Annotated in this window: 16 protein-coding genes; 10 read left to right on the top strand and 6 right to left on the bottom strand. The window is 67.6% G+C overall.

What is annotated here, in order from left to right:
* Positions 1–721 precede the first annotated feature (721 nt).
* Positions 722–2,689 carry an AAA domain-containing protein gene (locus AC36XV_RS08080; protein WP_492203173.1) on the bottom strand — a complete coding sequence of 656 codons (1,968 nt, stop codon included), beginning with the start codon at positions 2,687–2,689 and terminating at the stop codon, positions 722–724.
* A gap of 96 nt (positions 2,690–2,785) precedes the next feature.
* On the opposite strand from AC36XV_RS08080, the gene AC36XV_RS08085 reads away from it, so the two are divergent.
* Genes AC36XV_RS08085 through AC36XV_RS08095 form a run of 3 tightly spaced genes read left to right on the top strand, consistent with a single transcriptional unit; the run spans position 2,786 to position 5,406 of the window.
* The gene (locus AC36XV_RS08085; RefSeq protein WP_492203174.1) at positions 2,786–4,237 is read left to right on the top strand and encodes a pyridoxal phosphate-dependent decarboxylase family protein; all 1,452 of its coding nucleotides are present in this window, start codon (positions 2,786–2,788) and stop codon (positions 4,235–4,237) included.
* Positions 4,238–4,267: 30 nt separating this feature from the next.
* On the top strand, positions 4,268–4,726 hold the full coding sequence (bcp, locus tag AC36XV_RS08090) for a thioredoxin-dependent thiol peroxidase (protein WP_492203175.1): 459 nt from the start codon (positions 4,268–4,270) through the stop codon (positions 4,724–4,726).
* Positions 4,723–5,406 (top strand): DsbA family protein, encoded by a 684-nt coding sequence (locus AC36XV_RS08095; protein ID WP_492203176.1) that lies wholly within the window; start codon positions 4,723–4,725, stop codon positions 5,404–5,406. The genes bcp and AC36XV_RS08095 overlap by 4 nt, the downstream gene beginning before the upstream one ends.
* A 33-nt stretch (positions 5,407–5,439) precedes the next feature.
* On the opposite strand, the gene AC36XV_RS08100 is transcribed toward AC36XV_RS08095, so the two are convergent.
* Positions 5,440–6,180: a hypothetical protein gene (locus tag AC36XV_RS08100; RefSeq protein WP_492203177.1), complete on the bottom strand. Its 741-nt coding sequence runs from the start codon at positions 6,178–6,180 to the stop codon at positions 5,440–5,442.
* A 39-nt stretch (positions 6,181–6,219) separates the two neighbouring features.
* A complete protein-coding gene (locus AC36XV_RS08105) occupies positions 6,220–6,801 on the bottom strand; it encodes a hypothetical protein (RefSeq protein ID WP_492203178.1) in 582 nt (193 codons plus the stop codon).
* 330 nt (positions 6,802–7,131) lie between these two features.
* Here AC36XV_RS08105 and AC36XV_RS08110 point away from each other — a divergent pair, with 330 nt between their 5' ends.
* The 5 genes from AC36XV_RS08110 to AC36XV_RS08130 all read left to right on the top strand — a co-directional run bounded on the left by AC36XV_RS08110 (position 7,132) and on the right by AC36XV_RS08130 (position 12,831).
* The gene (locus AC36XV_RS08110) at positions 7,132–8,262 is read left to right on the top strand and encodes a Re/Si-specific NAD(P)(+) transhydrogenase subunit alpha (protein ID WP_492203179.1); all 1,131 of its coding nucleotides are present in this window, start codon (positions 7,132–7,134) and stop codon (positions 8,260–8,262) included.
* Positions 8,259–8,552 (top strand): NAD(P) transhydrogenase subunit alpha part 2, encoded by a 294-nt coding sequence (locus AC36XV_RS08115; protein ID WP_492203180.1) that lies wholly within the window; start codon positions 8,259–8,261, stop codon positions 8,550–8,552. Before AC36XV_RS08110 ends, AC36XV_RS08115 begins: the two co-directional genes overlap by 4 nt.
* A 19-nt stretch (positions 8,553–8,571) precedes the next feature.
* Positions 8,572–10,014, top strand: coding sequence for an NAD(P)(+) transhydrogenase (Re/Si-specific) subunit beta (locus AC36XV_RS08120; RefSeq protein WP_492203181.1), 1,443 nt, complete (start codon positions 8,572–8,574; stop codon positions 10,012–10,014).
* A 181-nt stretch (positions 10,015–10,195) separates the two neighbouring features.
* On the top strand, positions 10,196–10,630 hold the full coding sequence (locus tag AC36XV_RS08125; RefSeq protein ID WP_492203182.1) for a hypothetical protein: 435 nt from the start codon (positions 10,196–10,198) through the stop codon (positions 10,628–10,630).
* Between the two features lie 17 nt (positions 10,631–10,647).
* Positions 10,648–12,831 (top strand): TonB-dependent receptor, encoded by a 2,184-nt coding sequence (locus tag AC36XV_RS08130; protein ID WP_492203183.1) that lies wholly within the window; start codon positions 10,648–10,650, stop codon positions 12,829–12,831.
* Here the strand turns inward: AC36XV_RS08130 and egtD are convergent.
* Positions 12,828–13,820, bottom strand: a complete 993-nt coding sequence (gene egtD, locus AC36XV_RS08135; protein WP_492203184.1) for an L-histidine N(alpha)-methyltransferase — start codon at positions 13,818–13,820, stop codon at positions 12,828–12,830. The two genes, AC36XV_RS08130 and egtD, sit on opposite strands and share 4 nt — an antisense overlap.
* Entirely contained in the window at positions 13,817–15,199 is a 1,383-nt protein-coding gene (egtB, locus tag AC36XV_RS08140) for an ergothioneine biosynthesis protein EgtB (protein WP_492203185.1), read from the bottom strand. Before egtB ends, egtD begins: the two co-directional genes overlap by 4 nt.
* A 254-nt stretch (positions 15,200–15,453) precedes the next feature.
* On the opposite strand from egtB, the gene AC36XV_RS08145 reads away from it, so the two are divergent.
* On the top strand, positions 15,454–17,382 hold the full coding sequence (locus tag AC36XV_RS08145) for an acyl-CoA dehydrogenase family protein (RefSeq protein WP_492203186.1): 1,929 nt from the start codon (positions 15,454–15,456) through the stop codon (positions 17,380–17,382).
* A 19-nt stretch (positions 17,383–17,401) separates the two neighbouring features.
* Here the strand turns inward: AC36XV_RS08145 and AC36XV_RS08150 are convergent, their stop codons facing one another.
* On the bottom strand, positions 17,402–18,394 hold the full coding sequence (locus AC36XV_RS08150; protein WP_492203187.1) for an NAD(P)H-quinone oxidoreductase: 993 nt from the start codon (positions 18,392–18,394) through the stop codon (positions 17,402–17,404).
* A 120-nt stretch (positions 18,395–18,514) separates the two neighbouring features.
* On the opposite strand from AC36XV_RS08150, the gene AC36XV_RS08155 reads away from it, so the two are divergent.
* Positions 18,515–18,886, top strand: coding sequence for a DUF2784 domain-containing protein (locus AC36XV_RS08155; RefSeq protein WP_492203188.1), 372 nt, complete (start codon positions 18,515–18,517; stop codon positions 18,884–18,886).
* Positions 18,887–18,889: the final 3 nt, after the last annotated feature.

The following is an 18,889-nucleotide window of genomic DNA, read 5'->3' on the forward strand; positions in this document are numbered from 1 at the left end:
CTCGCTTCCCTTCTCTTTCCCCACCCTGTGGAAAGACATCAAAGGTGCCACGCGCTGCCACTTCCTGCACCGGAATCCATCGATTTCTCCATTTTCCACATCGTTTCCACAAACTGTCCACATGCGAGTTTTTGAAAAACCTGATGTGTGTGCGCGCCGCGATGCGGGTGCCGACGCAGGAGGAGTGCACGCGGTCCCGGGCCGACCCGGACGGGGCGCAGCCGCACCTCGTGAAAGGTGGGATTCGAAAGGGCCCCCGTGGGTTCGAGCGGCCCAGCTCGCGGGGTAGATGTACTCAGCCCCCGGCAACTCCGAAGAGTCCCAGGGGCTGAGGGAGGATTTGTTTTCCGCACCGTGGCGTTGTTCTTGGTCGGTTGCGCTATCCTTCCAAGAGTCGACAGGCTCTGGTACCGTTCGCCCGGTCAGCTGTGCAGCTTCTCTCGCTCACGGGGAGCTGAGTCACCCGCTCCGGGCAGCCCGTCGTCGCTCCTTCGGTGCAGCGGCTTGCCGGTCAATACCGGTGCCTCCTCCGCGGCACGAAACCATTATACAATTCTCTGATTTTTTATCAACCCCTGCGAGGAAGGCAATTGACATTTTTTGAAAACTTCGTCCGGTATTCCTTGCTTTTTCGGTACGCGCTGAGAAGAACCTGTCGAATGTCCGGCGGTTCCCCTCCCTGGAGGTGTCGCAACGCCCCGGTCACCGTCCGCTTTCGGGCTCACGGACGCCACAGACTCGAGGCGGCACCTGCGATACGAGCTGCCTCGAGCCTCACGCCATCGCGCCGTATCGCCTCCACGACCTGCAGGAGCAACGCGTCCTCCGGGAGCACGCGTCGCAGCCCCTCCGGGCTTCCGATCAGGATGAGCGCCTGACGACTGCGGGAGAGGGCCACGTTGAGGAGTCGCGGGAAGTCGGGGTTGCGTCGCTCGTTCAGGAACCAGCTGGCCCCCGGTGGACCATCGACGGTATCGACGATCACCGCCGTCTTCTCCCTACCCTGGAATCGGTGGATGGTCGCGATCTCCAGGTCCCGCGGAGCCGAACGCCCAAGCCGTGATCTCACCTGCTGAAAAATGCGACGTGACTGGAGACGGTACGGGGTGACCACACCGACGTCCGAGACACCCGATCTCCCGAGGAGCTCGAGGAGCCGGACCAGCGTCTCGACGTGGGCGGCGTTGGCGCGCGACCCCTCGTCACGCTCCACCACCGGTTCGAGACCCGACGTGTCCACCAGGACGAGAGGAGCGAGCTCCCCGGCACCGGAGGTCACCGACGGCGCATCCACGAGTCGGCCACCGTAGAAGAGCTCGCTTACCAGCCGGCGGATCTCCGGCGCCATCCGGTATTGTTCCGTGAGCATCGAGCACAGCGCATCGTTCGGGTCCGGCAGACTACGACCCCTTTCCGGATCGATGGTCCCGGACTGCCGGAAGATGTCGCGGCCGAGCCAGCGGGCCGCCTCGCCTCGACTCGACCGCACGACGGCGGGGAGTTGCTGGAAGTCTCCGACTCCCACGGCGCGGTCCGACGCGAGGCAGGCCCCGGCGAACACGTACGGAAGCGGAGCGGCGCTGGCCTCGTCGACCACGAACGCCCGGAACCGATGGGCCCAGAGGTCTTCGCGGAGCGTGAGGTGAGCGAACGTGGTGGCGATCACGTCCGCCCGGGCGAGCAACCGGGCCCGTACCCGCTGAAGCTCTCCGAGGACCAGTCCGGCTCTGGACAGGGCCCCGGTCGATCCGGAGCCGCGTGCGCGGGCGAGGAGGGCGGCGTACCGCTGATGCGGGCCGGCGGGCGCACCCCGATCCGGACGCAGTCCGAGCTCCGCCTCGAGCTCTTCCAGCAAGCGGGTCAGGCGGCCGGGATCGCGCGCCTCCTGCCTACCGAGGGTCGCCTCCAGCGAGAGATCCAGGTCGCCATCCGGTCGGTAGCCCGCCCCGAGCCTGAGGATGCGTCCGTCCGCCGCCGCCGCGGCTCCCATGCCTTCGGCGATCCGACGCGCCACCTGGTCCACCGCCGTATTGGTCGTCGCAGCGACCAGCACCCGTCCATCCCGCGCGAGCTCTGCCACGGCCTGCCCGAGCAGCAGGGTCTTCCCGGTACCCGGTGGGCCCCATACGAGCTGGGTCCGGCTGCCCAGGATCCTGCCGAGTGCCGTGAGCTGTCCATCGTTGAGCCCATCCCGCTTCGCCCGGGGCACGTCGCGCTCTCCCGTCTCCGGGTACTGCAGACCGAACAGCCGCAGCGCAGTTTCCGTGTGATAGGCCTCCGGGTCGGCGCCGATCGAGGCCAGTCGTCCGGCCAGGGCCGACAGCAGCCAGGTCGGATCGAACCGCAGCTCGGCGGGCCCGGCGAGCTTGCCGAGCGATTCGGGAAGGTGGACGCGCACCGTACGGTTGGATGGATCCCACCGACCCACGAACCCCTGGACTTCCGAGTCCTGGCAGGCAACGCGGACTGCATCGTCCGTGCGGATGGCGTACCTTCCGGGCGGGAGAGTCCAGTCGTACGCGAAGCCCGAGGCCTCGATGACGGCCTCGTAGCCACCCGCGGCCACGACGGGCTGATCCAGCCCCCGGCGGGCGAGGTCCTGTTCGATCGCCAGGACCTCTTCCTCGATGGCCTGCTGGAAGCCGTCGAGAAGGGTCGCGATGTCCGTCGGATCATTCTGGGCGGTCATGGAACACACAAGGTAGGCCGGTGAGCGTCCGGCGCCACGGGTGAGCGGAGGCGGAACCCGGTTCGGCGGGCGCCCGAGCGGCCGGGAGCGTCGAACGTGCCCAGGGACAGCTTCACCGATGCGGCCGGAAAGGCTGCGCGGTGGATCGCCGAATACCGCAGGCGTCTGCCTGATCTTCCCGTTCTTCCGCGGGTCGAGCCCGGCGAGGTGGCCGCCTCGCTGCCCGGCCAGCCTCCCGAGGAACCCGGGGACCTCGAAGCCGTGCTGGGGGACCTCGACTCTCTGCTCCTCCCCGGTCTCACGCACTGGAACCATCCCGGCTTCTTCGCCTATTTCTGCAGCTCGACCACGGATGCGGGGGTCCTGGCCGAGTTCCTGGCGGCGGAGCTCAACCAGAACGCGATGCTCTGGCGTACCTCCCCGGCCGCCACGGAGCTCGAGGAGACCGTGGTGAACTGGGTTCGAGGCTTCGTCGGCCTGCCGGAGGCGTTTCGTGGCCTGATCCTCGACACGGCTTCGAGCAGCTCGTTCACGGCACTGCTCGCCGCCCGGGAACGAGCGGTGCCCGACGTGCGGCACCGCGGCCTCGCCGGTCGCGACGACGTCGGTCCCTGCGTGCTCTACCTGTCACAGGAGGCGCACAGCTCTCTCGACAAGTCCGCGCTCGCGGCGGGCCTCGGACTGGACCAGCTGCGGCGCATCCCGGTGGACGACGAGCTGCGAATGGTCCCGGAGGCGCTCGAGAGGGCGATCGAGGAAGACCGTCGTGCCGGACGGACCCCGGTGATGGTCTGCGCCACGATCGGAACGACGTCGACGACGAGCGTGGACCCGGTCGCCCGGGTGGCGTCGGTGTGCGAACGGTCGGGCCTGTGGCTGCACGTCGATGCGGCCTACGCGGGCCCGGCCGCTTCGCTGCCTGAGAAGAGCCGGGAGTTCGAAGGGTGGGAGCGGGCCGACTCCATCGTGCTCAACCCGCACAAGTGGATGTCCACACCGATCGACTGCAGCATTCTCCTGTACCGTGATGACGCCGCCATGCGGAGGCCCCTGAGTCTCACCCCGGAGTACCTGCGCAGCCAGGAAGACGGAGCGAACCTGATGGATATCGGTCTGTCGCTCGGGCGCCGCTTCCGTGCGCTCAAGCTGTGGTTCCAATTCCGGCTGGAGGGAGCGGAGGCGATCCGGGCCCGGATCCGGTCGCACATCGCGAGCGCCGATTCGCTCGCCGAGTGGATCGAGGCGGACGAACGGTTCGAGCTCGTCGCCCCGCACCCGTTCTCGCTCATCGTGTTTCGAAGCCTGCCGCCGTCCGGCTCCGCCGCTGCCGACCCCGATGCATGGAACCGCCGGCTCCTCGAGGCGGTAAACCGTCGAGGCCCCGTATTCCTCTCGCACACTCTCGTCGGGGGGCACTACGCGATCCGGCTCGCGGTGGGCAGCGCGAGGAGCACCGGGGCCTCCGTCCGCGCGGCGTGGACGATCCTGGCGGAGGAATACGATCGTCTGGCATCCGCGCCGGACGCAGAACAGCCGGACACCCGATAACCAGAACCCATTCGAGCCTGAGAGGTCGACATGATACAGGTGGGAGATGCCGCTCCGGACTTCGAGCTACCGTCCGACCGCGGCGACGTGGTGAGGCTGAGCGACCTTCGAGGCAGGAAGGTCGTGCTCTACTTCTACCCCAAGGACGACACCAGCGGTTGCACCCGAGAGGCCTGCGGCTTCCGCGACGCCCTTCCCGAGATCGAGGAGCGGAACGCGGTCGTTCTGGGCGTGAGCCCGGACTCCGTCCGGTCGCACGAACGCTTCCGGGACAAGTACGACCTCAACTTTCCGCTGCTGGCCGACGAGGACCACAGCGTGGCGGAAGCCTACGGAGCCTGGGGCAAGAAGAAGATGTATGGCCGGGAATACGAGGGAGTGCTCCGCTCCACCTTCGTGATCGGGGAGGACGGACGGGTGGAGGCGGCCTATCGCAAGGTGAAGCCTGCCGAGCACGCCGCGGAAGTGCTGTCCGGGCTGTCCGGGTGAGTGCACGTCGGGCCTTGCGGGCGGCGATCGGCGTCCTCGCTCTGTCGGCGGCGGCGCCGGGGTCCGCCGTCGCGCAGTCCGGGTCCGAGGTCGCGGTGCCGCCCACGCAGTCGGTCATCCTCGAGCGTGCGGACCGGGCGCGAGTGAAGGGATCGGCGGACGCCCCGATCCGCATCGTCGAGATCTCGGACTTCGAGTGCCCGTACTGTGCGCGGTTCTTCGTGGAGTCGTATCGGGCCATCGACAGCCTGTACGTACGGACGGGCCTGGTGCGATACGTCTGGATCTCCTTCCCCAACTCGAGCCATCCGCGGGCCTGGCCGGCGATCGAAGCCGCGTTCTGCGCCGGCGCGGCGGGGCGTTTCTGGCCCATGCACGACGTGCTGTTCGAGCGGCAGAACGAATGGAAGGAGGCCACGGACCCCAACGCACTGTTCCGCTCCTGGGCGGCCGGCATCGGGATCGACGAGGAGAGCTTCGCGTCCTGCCTCCGGAACGATCAGACCGCTCCCCTTCAGGTACGTGACTACGAGTCGGCGATCGCGGCGGGGGTGTCGAGCACTCCGTTCTTCGTCGTCGGAGACAGCGTGGCGATCCGCGGCACGGTGCCGCTGCAGACCTTCCGATCCGCCGTGGACAGCGTGCTCGCGGCGCGCGGACACCCGACCTCGATGAACTGAGAGGGGTACGGCCGCGTCGCCCCGAATCCCGGGCTAGCGCTCGCCCGCCGACAGCCTCTGGAAGACGAGCCGCATCCCCTCGATCGCGGCGGCTGCGGTGCGCGCGCTCTCGTCGAACCGCGTCGACAGCTCCCGCTCCCCCGTGCCGGCCAGGGGGATCTCGAAGGTGAAGTGCACGGATACCCCCGCCGGCCTCACTTCGGCCGTCCGGCCGGACCAGCCGTCGTCGGAGGCATCGAGCGCTCCCTCGATGTGGACCTCGACGGCGTCGCAGGCGCTGCCCGTTTCCTGCGCCATCACGGCCAGTCTGCGGGCCAGCGTCTCGTCCGACTCCGGGTCGGAGGTGCGTTCCTCCATCCACAGCGTCGGCGGAGCCACGTCCAGGGCCAGGTATCCCAGCTGCACATCGGGGTGAAAGGCGAGACTGGAAGCCGACCGGTCCGATCGGTCCGACTCCCCACCGAACACCTCCTCCTCCGCCTCCCAGGTCAGGTAGGAGAGAAGGCCCTCGGGACCGATCGCCGCGGCGGCCACGGCCACCTCATCCAGGGACAGCTCGACCAGGGCCGACGGAGCGTGCAGGGCATCGATGGCCCCGGACTCCATGATGTCCAGCTCGGACTGATCGTAGGCCAGGCAGCGGAAGAACCAGGACGACGGCTCCTGTCGACCCTCGAACTCGTCGCGGACACCGAGCCCTGCCCCGCGCAGAGCGCTCAGAAGGTTGTATGCGATCTGGTGGCGCGTGAAGTTGGGCAAGGTCCCCCCTGACACGGGATCGGTCCCCGGCGCCCTCGGATGACGGGCGCGCCCTCAGCGGCCGATCATGATGTGAGCCCACGGCGTGCCGGGGAGCATGAGCCACGGCACGTCTCCCTCCGGCCGGCCGGGAAGGCCGGTCTCGGCCGTCGTCGCTCCGGGAACGTACACCACGACGAGTCTGCGCGCTCCCTCGAGGTCCCCGGGTCCGGCATCGGAAGTGATCGAATAGAGAACGGCTCGCGCCGGCATGGCCAGCGTACCGTCCTCCAGGGCCGCGTACCGCGCATCCATGACCTCCGAGCGGTCCCGGCCCTGCTCGCGGAGGTGGCGGCCGAGGCGCATGTACGGATCGAGCGAGCTCTGGTAGCAGGCCACGTGAAAGCCCTCCGCGGAGGGATCGTCGGCCAGGCAGATCAGCTCGTTCGTCCCCTCGCGCAGAACCGTGAGAGCATCATCCGGTCGCGGTTCACCTCCGTATCCGAGCACGGTGGCGTCCTCCCGGAGCGACGGCGGGGCCGCGAGCACCGCCTGGCGAACCTGGTCGGAGGCGGCCGGTGCCGCGGCGGTCTGAGCCACCGCGGAGTTCGCGCCCGGGGCCAGAATCAGCAAGACCGCCAGCACAGGAAATCGCATCGTCCTCTCCTCCACTTGTCACTTTGTCCCGCCGTGAGATAGCTTGACCCGCCACCGGACCGAGGTCGAGCCGCGGCGTCCGCTCCGAAGGGCGCCTGATCCTCAGAAAGGTAAGACAATCAGCACGTTTCCGGCATGCCCCACCGCAATCGCGGGCGCGGGTCGGCTTGTCCCGGCCGGCGTCCTCACGGCACGCTTCTCGCTACCCACGGTGGGACTCGTGCTCACAGGAATCGCGGTCGGGGGGCGGATCCCGACCGGGTCCGCGTCGATGGCCCCCGGTGAACCCGGCAAGGGCCGCGTTTCAACCCTACACGAGAGCGAACACCCATGCGTATAGCTGTCCCGAAGGAGCACACGCCGCAGGATCGGCGCGTGTCCATGACCCCGCAGGCGATCAAGCGTCTGTCCTCGGACGACATTCAGTTCGTCATCGAGAGCGGGGCCGGACTTGGGGCTTCCTTCACAGACGACGAATACCGCGAAGCCGGCGCCGAGATCGTGGCCGACCCGAAGGCGCTGTTCGAGGGCGCCGACGTGGTCGCGAAGATCAACGGCCCGCTGACGCGGGACGATGGCACGGACGAGGTGGAGTTGATCCCGTCCGGCGCCCTGTTCCTGGCCCAGATGAGGCCCAACCAGAACCTCGACGTCCTGCAGCGCCTCGCGGAGCGGGGCGTCACTTCCTTCGCCATGGAGCTGATGCCGCGGACGACGCTGGCCCAGCGGATGGACTGCCTGTCCGCGTTCAGCACCGTAGCGGGTTACATGGCGGTGATCCGCGGGGCCGAAGCGGCGAGCAAGTTCTTCCCGATGCTGACCACGGCGGCGGGGACGATTCCCCCCGCGAACGTGTTCATCATCGGTGCCGGCGTGGCGGGGCTTCAGGCCATCGCGACGGCGCGACGCCTCGGAGCCGTCGTCGAAGGCTTCGACATCCGTCCCGAGACCAAGGAGCAGGTCCAGAGCCTCGGAGCGAAGTTCGTCGAGTGGGAGGGCGCCTCGGACGACATGCAGACCGAGGGCGGGTACGCCAAGGAAGTGTCCGAGGAGGAGGAAGAACGCGAGCAGCAGCTCCTCGCCGAGCACATCGCGAAGTCGGACGTCGTGGTGACGACCGCGCTCGTTCCGGGCCGGCCCGCACCGAAGTTGATCACCGAAGAGATGGTTCGCGGCATGCGGCCCGGATCGGTGATCGTCGACCTGGCCGCCGAGACGGGTGGCAACTGCGTGCTCACGGTGAAGGGCGAGACGGTGGAACGGCACGAGGTGCTGATTCTCGGTCAGACCGACCTGGCCGCATCGCTTCCGGTGCATGCGAGCCTGATGTACGCGCGCATCGTATCGGTGCTCCTGCAGCACATCATGAACGACGAGGGCGCCATCGTCATCGACCTCGACGAAGAAATCACCACCGCGATCGCGGTGACGCACGACGGGAATGTGAGGTATCAGCAATGACCGGAACGATTCTCATCAGCGTGTATGTCTTCGTGCTGGCGATGTTCGTCGGCTTCGAGGTCATCACGAAGGTCCCCCCCACCCTGCACACGCCCCTCATGTCGGGATCGAACGCGATCTCCGGCATTTCCATCGTCGGCGCCCTGGTGATCGCCGGCATGGGAGAGGGCACGATGTTCGACATCATCGGGATGGTGGCCGTGATCTCGGCGACCATCAACGTGGTGGGAGGATTCATGGTCACCGACCGGATGCTCCAGATGTTCCGGCGGGACACCGACACGAACTAGCGAAACCCGAGGCAGATAGATGGAAACCAGAGTTCTCTTCATGCAGCTCGCCTACCTGCTCTCGGCGGTGCTGTTCATACTCGGGCTGAAACGACTCAGCCATCCCGACACGGCTCGTGGGGGCAACCAGCTGGCAGCGATCGGTATGCTGCTGGCGATCGTGGCCACGCTGGTCGGCGAGCAGATGATGACGTGGCAGTGGATCATCGGCGGGCTGATCATCGGCGCCGTGGTCGGCGGCTTCATGGCCCGCCTGGTGAAGATGACCGCCATGCCGCAGATGGTGGGCCTGTTCAACGGCTTCGGAGGCCTCGCCTCCGGCCTCGTGGCCGCCGCCGAGTTCTTCCGGTACTCGATGGGCGTGGCCGGTACGGCCGACGTCCCGCTCGACGGATCGATCTCGATCATGCTCGGCACCCTGATCGGCGCCGTCACCTTCTCGGGCAGCCTGGTCGCGTTCGGCAAGCTGCAGGGCGTGGTGACCGAGAAGGCGGTCAAGTTCACGGGCCAGCAGTTCCTCAACGCGATCCTCTTCCTCGGCATCCTGGCCATGATGGCGTTCCTGGTCGTCATGACGCCGGATGCGATCCGGGCCTCCGATGCGGCCACCGTGGACCTCGTCTACTTCGCGCTGTGGGCAGCCGCGATGCTGCTCGGTGTGCTGCTGGTCATCCCGATCGGGGGGGCCGACATGCCGGTCGTGGTGTCGCTCCTGAACTCCTACTCGGGTCTGGCGGCCTCTGCGGCCGGCTTCGTGCTGAGCAACAACGCCCTGATCATATCGGGTGCCCTGGTCGGCGCCTCCGGCCTGATCCTCACCCGGATCATGTGCAAGGCCATGAACCGCTCGCTGGCCAACGTGATCTTCGGCACTTTCGGCGAGACCACGGCCGGTGGCCCGAAGGCCAAGGGCGAGAAGCGAACCATGGCCGACGTGAACGTGGCCGAGGCCGACGACGTGGCCATGCTCCTCGCCTACGCGAAACAGGTAGCGATCGTGCCGGGGTACGGTCTCGCGGTCGCCCAGGCGCAGCACAAGCTGCGTGAGCTGTGCGACAATCTCGAGTCCCGCGGCGTGACCGTGAAGTACGTGATTCACCCGGTGGCGGGACGGATGCCGGGGCACATGAACGTGCTACTCGCCGAGGCGAACGTCCCGTACAACCAGCTCTACGAGCCGGAGGACGTGAACCCCGACATCGCCAACGTGGACTGCTGCCTGGTGGTCGGCGCGAACGACGTGGTGAACCCGGCGGCGCGAGACGATCCGGACAGCGACCTGTACGGGATGCCGATCATCGAGGTTGACCGGGCGAAGCACTGCGTGGTGATGAAGCGGAGCCTGAACCCCGGTTTCGCCGGGCTCGACAACGAGCTCTTCTACCTGCGCAACACGATGATGTTCTTCGGAGACGCGGCGGACTCGATCGGCCGGCTCCTGGAAGAAGTGAAGCAGCTCTAGACCCGAGGCACCGGCGCCTCCCGTCGATCGGCGGGAGGCGCCCTTTTCGAAGCAGGGCGCGCTCAGGTGGCGGAACCTCAGACCGCCGCCTTATTTTTGCGATGGAAACGCCTCCCGAGGCGCTCGTTGCACCGACAGGTCCGCCCGCGGGCGGACCCTACCCGAATGGTGAGGATTGACCATGAGACTTCGCTCCCTCCGCGCACCGCTGCTCGTCGCACTCCTGGCGCTGGTCGGCTCCGTTGCCGCCTGCAGCGACGATGATGATGACAACGGCACGAATCCGCCGAACGAGGTCAACCTCTCCGGCAATTACACGCTCGTGTCCGTCACTCAGGGTGGCATCACGGTCGGTCCGGACCAGGGAGCGTCCGGAACTCTGGTGCTGACACAGACCACGTATTCGATCAACCTGACCCTTCCGAGTCCGACGGGTCCGATCAACACGGTGGACACCGGTACCTACGCGATCGACGGCGACACGTGGACGCAGGAATCGGACAACGCGGGCGGGTTCCAGGGGGTCGGCACCTACTCGCTGTCGGGAGGGACCCTCACCGTCGATGTGACCACGGCCGGAGTCCAGGTGCTGAGCGTCTGGCAGAGCACCGACTGAGGCCTCGCGCGGCGACGATGATCGTCGACCCTTCCGGTCTCGGAATCTCGTCCCGGCTCGGCCTGGCCGTGGCTGCGGCGGTCGTGTGCCTGGCGGCGATCCCCGGCGGACTGCACGGGCAGGAGACCGAAAGCTCGATCGAGGGCCGGGTGCTGGCGACCTCCGACAGCGCGGCCGTGAGTCAGGCCACCGTCCAGCTCACGGGCACGCGCCTCGGCGTCCTCACCGATGACGCCGGACGCTTCAGCATTCTCAGGGTGAGCCCGGGCACGTATACGATTCGGATCACCGCGCCGGGATACGAGCCGCTCACGGTGCCCGACGTCGTCGTTCGGGAGGGCGGCGCGACGAAGATCGAACCCTACCTGACCCAATCGGTGATCGCCGTTCCGGGCCTCGTCGTCACGGCCAGCCGAAGCCGTGAGCGGCCGGACGAATCGCCGGTCAGCGTGGCGGTGATGGACGCACGCGAGGTCGAGGACCGGAACGTGAACAACGTCGGGGAGGCGCTCCCCTTCGCGCAGGGCGTCGTCTCGAACAACGGTCAGCTGGACATCCGCGGCTCCTCGGGGATCTCGCGCGGCGTCGGAAGCCGGGTCCTGCTCCTCCTCGATGGCCACCGGATGCTCAACGGTGTCGGATCCGAGGCCGACTTCGAGGTCCTCCCGCTGCTGGACGTCGAGCGGGTGGAGATCGTCAAGGGACCTCACTCGTCCCTGTACGGCACCGGCGCACTCGGGGGCGTGGTCAACGTGATCACGGATGTGCCCCCGGAGCGACCCGAGACGCTCGTCCGGGCCTACTACGGAGCGTACGACACTCCGTACAGCTTCACCGACGAGACCCTGAGCATGGCCGGAGTCGGGATGCAGCACTCGAGGCGAGTCTCCGGCGTCGGAACCACCGTCTACCTGGGAGTGGACGACTCGGACGGCTTTCGTCAGAACGGACAGTACTCGCGCTGGCAGGCCCGCCTGAAGACCGTCTTCGACCCGGACTCGGAGCGACCGGTCGACGCGTTCGTCTCCTGGACGCAGCGCAAGTCGGACGTCTTCTACACCTGGTTGTCGGAGGACCAGCCGCTCGAGGTCGAGCCCGAGGAGCTGGGGGACTGGCTCAGCGAGTCGAACCTCACGGTCGGGGCCACCCTGCGGCCGATCATGGAGCAGCGCACCTCGCTGAAGGTGATGCCGTCGTTCAACTACAACAAGGTGCAGAACCACTTCCACGACAGTGACAACGGGCACAACAGCAGCCGGCTGACGGCCGATGCGCAGCTCGACTTCGCGCCGTCGCTGACGCACGCCGCCACCGCGGGAGTGGAGGCCTCGTGGACGGGCGTGAATTCGGACGTCCTGGTGGTCGATCCGTCCATCGTGGACCTGGGCATATACGGCCAGGACGAATTCCGAATCTCCGATCGCTTCCGCGGAGTGGCCGGTCTCCGGCTCGACTATCACGGCGCCACGTCGGCGGAATCGGATTTCGTGCCCAGCCCGCGCCTTGGAGCCGTCTATCTCCCGTCCGAGCGCGTCAGCCTGCGTGCCTCCGTGAGCCGAGGATACCGGGCGCCGAGCGCCGCGGAGCAGTACACGGAAACGACGCAGTTCGGCTTTCGCGTCATTCCCAACCTGGCGCTGAGGGGCGAGAGGGCGTGGTCGGGCGAGATCGGAACGACCAGTTGGATCGGGGATTGGCTTCGGCTCGACGCGGCGATCTTCTACAACCTGTTCGACGACCTGATCGAACCGTCGCCGCTGTCGGGACAGCTGTTCACCTTCCAGTTCCAGAACGTGGAGCGGGCGCGGGTGGCAGGTCTGGACGCCGGCATCCAGGTGGGCCTGCTCGATGACATGCTCGGCCTGAAGGCCAACTACCTCTACCTCAACACGGAAGACGAGGCGACCGGTGACCCCCTGCCCTACCGGTCACCGAACAACGTGACGGTCACCGTGTCCGGGTTCCGCGAGCTGATTGCGGTCGATTACGTGTATCGGAGCAAGGTGGAGGCGGTGCTGGCCTATCCCCTGGATCCGCGGGGGCCGGTGTCCGTGTTCGATCTCCGGCTCACCTATCAGCTCGGAAGCTGGGTCGTGATGGGCAAGATCTCCAACCTCTTCCAGGCCGAGTACGTCGACATCCAGGAAAGGAATCCCGGAGCGAGCCGGCTGTTCCGGCTCACCGTGATGCCCCGCTTCTAGCCGACAGGTCGGGCCAGGGCGAGGGCGAACCGTCCGCCGGCGTCCGTGCGCCATCGGGTGACCCGAAGATTAGCCGCCTCGAGCAGCCGGCCGGCCGATTCCCGCGTGTACTTGTGGCACAGCTCGGTCCGAATCGTCTCTCCCGCTTCGAGCCGCACGTCGATGCCGATGGCCGGTATCCTCAGCCGCTGGTCCGTCCGCGACTCCAGATGCATCTCGATCCTCGAGCGGGCTTCGTTCCAGATGGCGCGGTGTCTGAACCCGTCCACGTCGATCGACGCGCCCAGCTCCCGGTTCAGCACGCGCAGCATGTTCAGGTTGAACAGGGCGGTCACGCCTGCCGGGTCGTCGTAGGCACGTAGCAGCGTCTCCCGGTCCTTCACGAGATCGAACCCGATCAGGAACGCATCTCCCGGCGTCATCTGTGACCGCACTCCCCGCAGGAACGCCTCCGCCTGCCCGGTCTCGAGGTTGCCGACGGTCGATCCGAGGAGGGCGAGCAGACGCGGTCGGCCGGTGAACGGCAGCTCGTCCGGCCGCTCGAAGTCCCCGATCACCCCCTCGACGCGAAGCTCCGGATAGTCCCGGACGAGCGCGCCTGCAGCGCGGCGCGATGCGTCGGCGCTCACGTCGACGGGACCATACCCCTCGAGGAGTCCGCGCGCCGACATGGCATCCAGGAGAATCCGCGTCTTGGCCGCGGCCCCGGAACCGAACTCGACCAGGACCCGGGGTCGTACCGCCTCGACGACGGGCCCCGCCTCGTGGCCGAGGATCTCGGTCTCCGCTCTCGTCAGATAGTACTCGGGCAGTCGGGTGATCTTTTCGAACAGCCGTGAGCCGCGCGCGTCGTAGAAGTACTTGGAAGGCAGGGTGCGTGGCCGGCTCGACAGGCCGGCGGCCGCGTCGGCCGCCAGGTCGAACGGGCTCTCCCGGTCGGCCAGCGTGTCGCGGAGAACGATCCTTCCCGCGTAGCCCGAGTCGGTCACCGTGTCCGCGACCTCGCGACGCGCAGACCGGCGAAGATCTGGCGGCGGATGGGATAGTCCCAGTTCCGGAACGTGTTCCGGGCCACGCCGCGATCGGTGGCCCAGGACCCTCCGCGAAGCACCCGGTACTCGTCTCCGAAGAACACCTCCGAGTACTCCCGATACGGAAAGGCCTCGAATCCGGCGTAGCCGGCGAACGGGGACGACGTCCACTCCCACACGTCGCCGAGCATCTGCTCGCATCCCACCGGGCTTCGCCCTGCACCGAACGAACCGATCGGCGCCGGCCCGAACGACTCCACGTCCAGGTTCGCCAGCTCGGCCGTCGGTTCCCCGGCTCCCCACGGATAGGGGCTAGAGGTTCCGGATCCCGGGTCCCAGGCCGCTGCCTTCTCCCACTCCCTCTCGCTCGGGAGGCGGCCTCCGGCGAACCGCGCGAAGGCCGCAGCTTCATGGTAGCACACGTGGATCACGGGCTCATGCGGGCGGAGGGGCGCGGTGCCCTTGGAGGTACGCCGCTCCCAGGCGCCGGCGCCGCCGGCTCGGGAGGCTTCCCGGGCCTCGCCGGTGCAGAACTCCCGGCCCCGACCGGGAAGGGACCAGTACAGGGGCGCCGACAGCCCGGCGGCATGTCTCCATTCCCAACCGGCGTCCGTCCACAGGGCTCTCTCCTCGTATCCGCCCGCCGCGATGAACTCGACGTATTCGCGGTTGGTGACGGGAAAGCGCCCGATCTCGAACCTGCCTATGTCTTCCCGGTGCCGAGGACGCTCGTTGTCGTACGCGAAGCCGCTCTCCGCACCCATATCGAACGGTCCTTCCGGGACCTCCACCATCTCCCCGACCGGGCGGGCGCCGGGCTCGTCGAACTGGCGGCTCGACCCCGGTGCGTAGCGTTCGGTGGTCATCAGCATGAGCGTCTGAAGGATCGTCTCCTGGTGCTGAGCTTCGTGCTCGCGCACCAGCTCGTACACGAAACCCCGTTCGAGAAGGCGACTCGTGGCCCCGACCAGATCCACCCGGTCGAGCCGATCGAGGGCTCGCTCCCGTACTTCCGACAGACGCCGAAGCACGGCCTCCCGGTCCGGCAGGTCCAGGGCATCCCGATCTGCCCGCGGCGTCCGCATCGCGTCGAAGGTCTGCGGCAGGTCCGATTCCCCTGCCGCCTGGCCCAGTCTGCGGACGAGCCACAGGTTCTCGAATTCCGCGATGTGGCCGAGATCCCACACGATGGGGCTCATGAGCTCGGAGTGCTGCCGGCGCAGTCCCTCGTCCGAGACGGGCCGTACGATCTCCAGCGTCCGCCGGCGCGTGTCCGAGAGCCGGTCGGCGATCGTGACTTTAATGTCGGGGTCTCCCGTCCTCGTGTCGTCCTTCACCCGGTTGCCGGCTCCTTCATGGGTGGCTGCCCGCTTCGATGTCCCGGAACCTACCCGGGGGGCGCGTCGGTATACAACGGAGGCGCGCGTGCGGAGACGGGCGGTGCGTCGCCGAACGGGGGGACCGCATGATACCTTACGAGGTACGTTTCGAACCCCCCGGGCCGGCAGTCCGCACGGGTCTGCCGCATCCTGGCTCGCCCTGAGAATACAGGCGATCGAACGGTCGCCGTCCTAACGAATGAGTGGATGACATGTCCGCACCGGAACCACAGACCCCGAGATCGAAGGTCCACGTTACCGAGGAAGAGGCCCGTAGGGTCGCCGAGTCCGCCCGGCAGAAGAGCTGGGAGAAAGAGACGTTCGTGCGCGACCTCTTTCTCGGAGACTTCCGGCTCGACCTCATCGATCCGTATCCGGACCCGGATGAGTTCATCGGCGATCGTTGCCGGTCGTTCCTGGCGGACCTGCGGGAATACCTGCGCACGGTGGACTCGGAGGCGATCGACCGGCATCGGAAGATCCCCCCGGAGGTGATCGACGCGCTCCGCCGCATGGGAGCCTTCGGGTTGAAGATCCCGGAGGAATACGGCGGCATGGGATTCGGCCAGACCGAGTACAATCAGGTGATGGCCACGCTCGGCAGCGTCGACGGGAGCCTCGTGGCGCTTCTTTCCGCCCACCAGTCGATCGGCGTTCCTCAGCCGCTGAAGATGTTCGGCACGCCCGAGCAGAAGCAGCGCTATCTGCCGCGCCTGGCGGCCGGCGCCATCTCCGCGTTCGCTCTCACGGAAGAAGATGTGGGCTCCGATCCGGCCCGCCTGAGCACCACCGCCGTGCGCAGTGAAGACGGTACGCATTACGTCCTGAACGGAGACAAGCTCTGGACGACCAACGGAACCGTCGCCGAGCTCCTGGTGGTCATGGCCCGGGATCCGAACACCCGGAAGATTTCGGCCTTCATCGTCGAGACCGACTGGGACGGCGTGGAGATCACGGCACGAAACCACTTCATGGGCATCGGAGGCATCGAGAACGCGAACTTCCGGTTCACGGACGTTCGGGTGCCGGCCGAGAACCTCCTGTGGGAGGAAGGACGGGGGCTCAAGCTCGCGCTGATCACATTGAACACGGGGCGCCTCTCCATTCCCGCGGTGGCCGTCGGCAGCGGCAAGACGGCGCTGCGCTTCATGCGCGAGTGGGGCAACGAGCGCGTCCAGTGGGGCCAGCCGGTCGGCAGACACGAGGCGGTCGCGCAGAAGATCGCGTTCGCGGCGGCCGAGACGCTGGCCATGGAAGCCGTCGCCGAGCTGTCCGCCCTGATGGTCGACCGCGGTGACTTCGACATCCGGCTCGAGGCCGCACTGGCCAAGCTGTACAACACCGAGCGGGGGTGGATCGTGCTGGACGAGATGGTCCAGGCGATCGGGGGCCGGGGGTATGAGCGAGCCGACTCCAGGGTGGCCCGGGGTGAAGAGCCCGTGCCCGCCGAGCGGATGATGAGGGACTTCCGGATCAACCGGATCTTCGAGGGCTCCAGCGAGATCATGCGCCTGTTCATCGCCAGGGAGGCGGTGGATCAGCACCTTCGAGTGGCGGGCCCCCTCGTGGAGGGCGACCTGTCGCTCGGCGGCAAGCTGAAGCTGCTGCCGAAGGTGATCGGCTTCTACTCCCTGTGGTATCCGCGGCAGTGGGTGCCGAGGCGCCGGGGGTACGGACGTTTCGGCGCCCTCTCGGGACACCTGAAGTTCGTGGAGAAGAACTCGCGGCGCCTGGCCCGGACGCTCTTCCACAAGATGGTCCGGCACGGAGCCGGACTGCAGCGCAAGCAGATGGTGCTCTTCCGGGGCGTCGACATCGCCGCGGAGCTCTTCGCCATGGCCGCTGTCGTGTGCCGGGTCCAGATGATGCGCCGCACCGGACGCGAGGGCGCCGAGGCATCGGTGGAGCTGGCGGATCTGTACTGCAGGATGGCCCGTCGGCGCGTACGGGCCCTGTTCGCGGACATGCGTTCGAACGACGACGTTCCGACCTACCGGATGGCGCGGCGGATCCTGGACGGGGAGCTCGAGTGGATGGAAGAGGGGATCGTCGGGCTGCAGGAGATCGATCCTCCGGGGCCGGACGAGCCCGAGTCTCCCCTTCCCCGAAGGTCGGCTCAGACGGCGGGCGTGCCAGGCTGAACGGCCCGCTGATCGGACCTCAGCTGCGGATCCGGAGCACCACCTTTCCGGTGTTCTGGTTTTCCTCCATGTAGGAGTGGGCCGCAGCCGCCTGGCCGAGCTCGAAGACGCGGTCCACCACCGGGAACAGGTCGCCGGACTCGAATCGGGGCAGGAGGTCTCGCCGCGCCGTCTCGGCGAGGTCGCTCTTCTCGGCGGTACTTCTCGAGCGCATCACGGTGCCGATGACGTGGATGCGTCTGCGAAGCAGCACCCCGAGGTTCAGCTGCGCCATCGTCCCACCGACGAGACCGACGAGGAGGATCCGCCCGCGGGTCCGCAGGCTGGCGATGTTGTCGGTCCAGTACGTGGCGCCCACCAGGTCGAGAATCACGTCGACGCCCCGCCCATCCGTTTCCCTTCGGATCACGTCCCGGAACGACTTCCGCCGGTAATCGATCGGCACGTCGAGCCCCAGCCCGCGCTCTTCCAGCGCCTCCAGCTTGCCGGCCGAAGCGGTGCCGAAGATCCTCTTCGCGCCGAACGCCCGCGCGATCTGGATCGCGGCAGTCCCGACTCCGCTGCCCGCCGCGTGAATCAGCACCGTCTGGCCGGGGCGCAGCCCTCCCTGCAGAACCAGGGCGTCATAGGCGGTGAGGAAGGCCTCGGGAAGGGCCGCGCATTCGACGAACTGCAGCCCCTGCGGCATCGGGACGACGTGGCTGGCCTCGGTGACGAGCCGCTCCGCGTAGCTTCCGCCGCCGACGAGTCCCATGACCCACGAGCCGACCGAGGACTCGTCCACGCCGTCGCCGACACCCTCGACGACACCCGCGAACTCGAGACCCGGCACGTCGTCGGGCGCCCCGTCCGGAGCCGGATAGGCGCCCCTGCGCTGCAGGAGGTCGGCCCGGTTCAGCGCCGTCGCGTACACGTCGACCCGAATCTCCCCGGGTGCGGGCACCGGGTCGTCCATGTCCACCAGCTCGAGCACGTCGGGCTCGCCCGGCCGTACGATGCGTATCGCCTTCATGAGTAGATCCTCCCGGTCTGGTGTACCGGAAGAGGCGGCGTTGGGTCCATCGGCCCCGGGGCGGTGCGACAGGTTCGGGTCGAGACGCAGAACGACTGAAATCCACGGAGGTGCAGGTCCATGTACGGATGGATGGCCGATGCCGTGCTACTGCTCCACTTCGGATTCGTGCTCTTCGTGTGCCTCGGAGGGCTGCTCAGCCTCGTGCGCCCCTGGTGGGCGTACGTTCACATCCCCTGCGCCCTGTACGGCGCCGGGGTGGAGCTCATCGGGTGGATCTGCCCGCTCACGCCGCTCGAGCAGGACCTCCGGGCCGAGGCAGGCCAGGCGGGTTACTCGGGCGGCTTCATCGAACACTACGTCGGCGGATGGCTGTATCCCGAGAACTGGGCCGCCATCCACGTGTGGCTCGGCTCGCTACTCGTCGCCTTCAACCTGGCCGTGTACGCGCTCGTGCTGATCCGGCGGCGGCGGAACACGGCAGCCGGTTGACCG

Source organism: Candidatus Benthicola sp. (assembly GCF_058719085.1).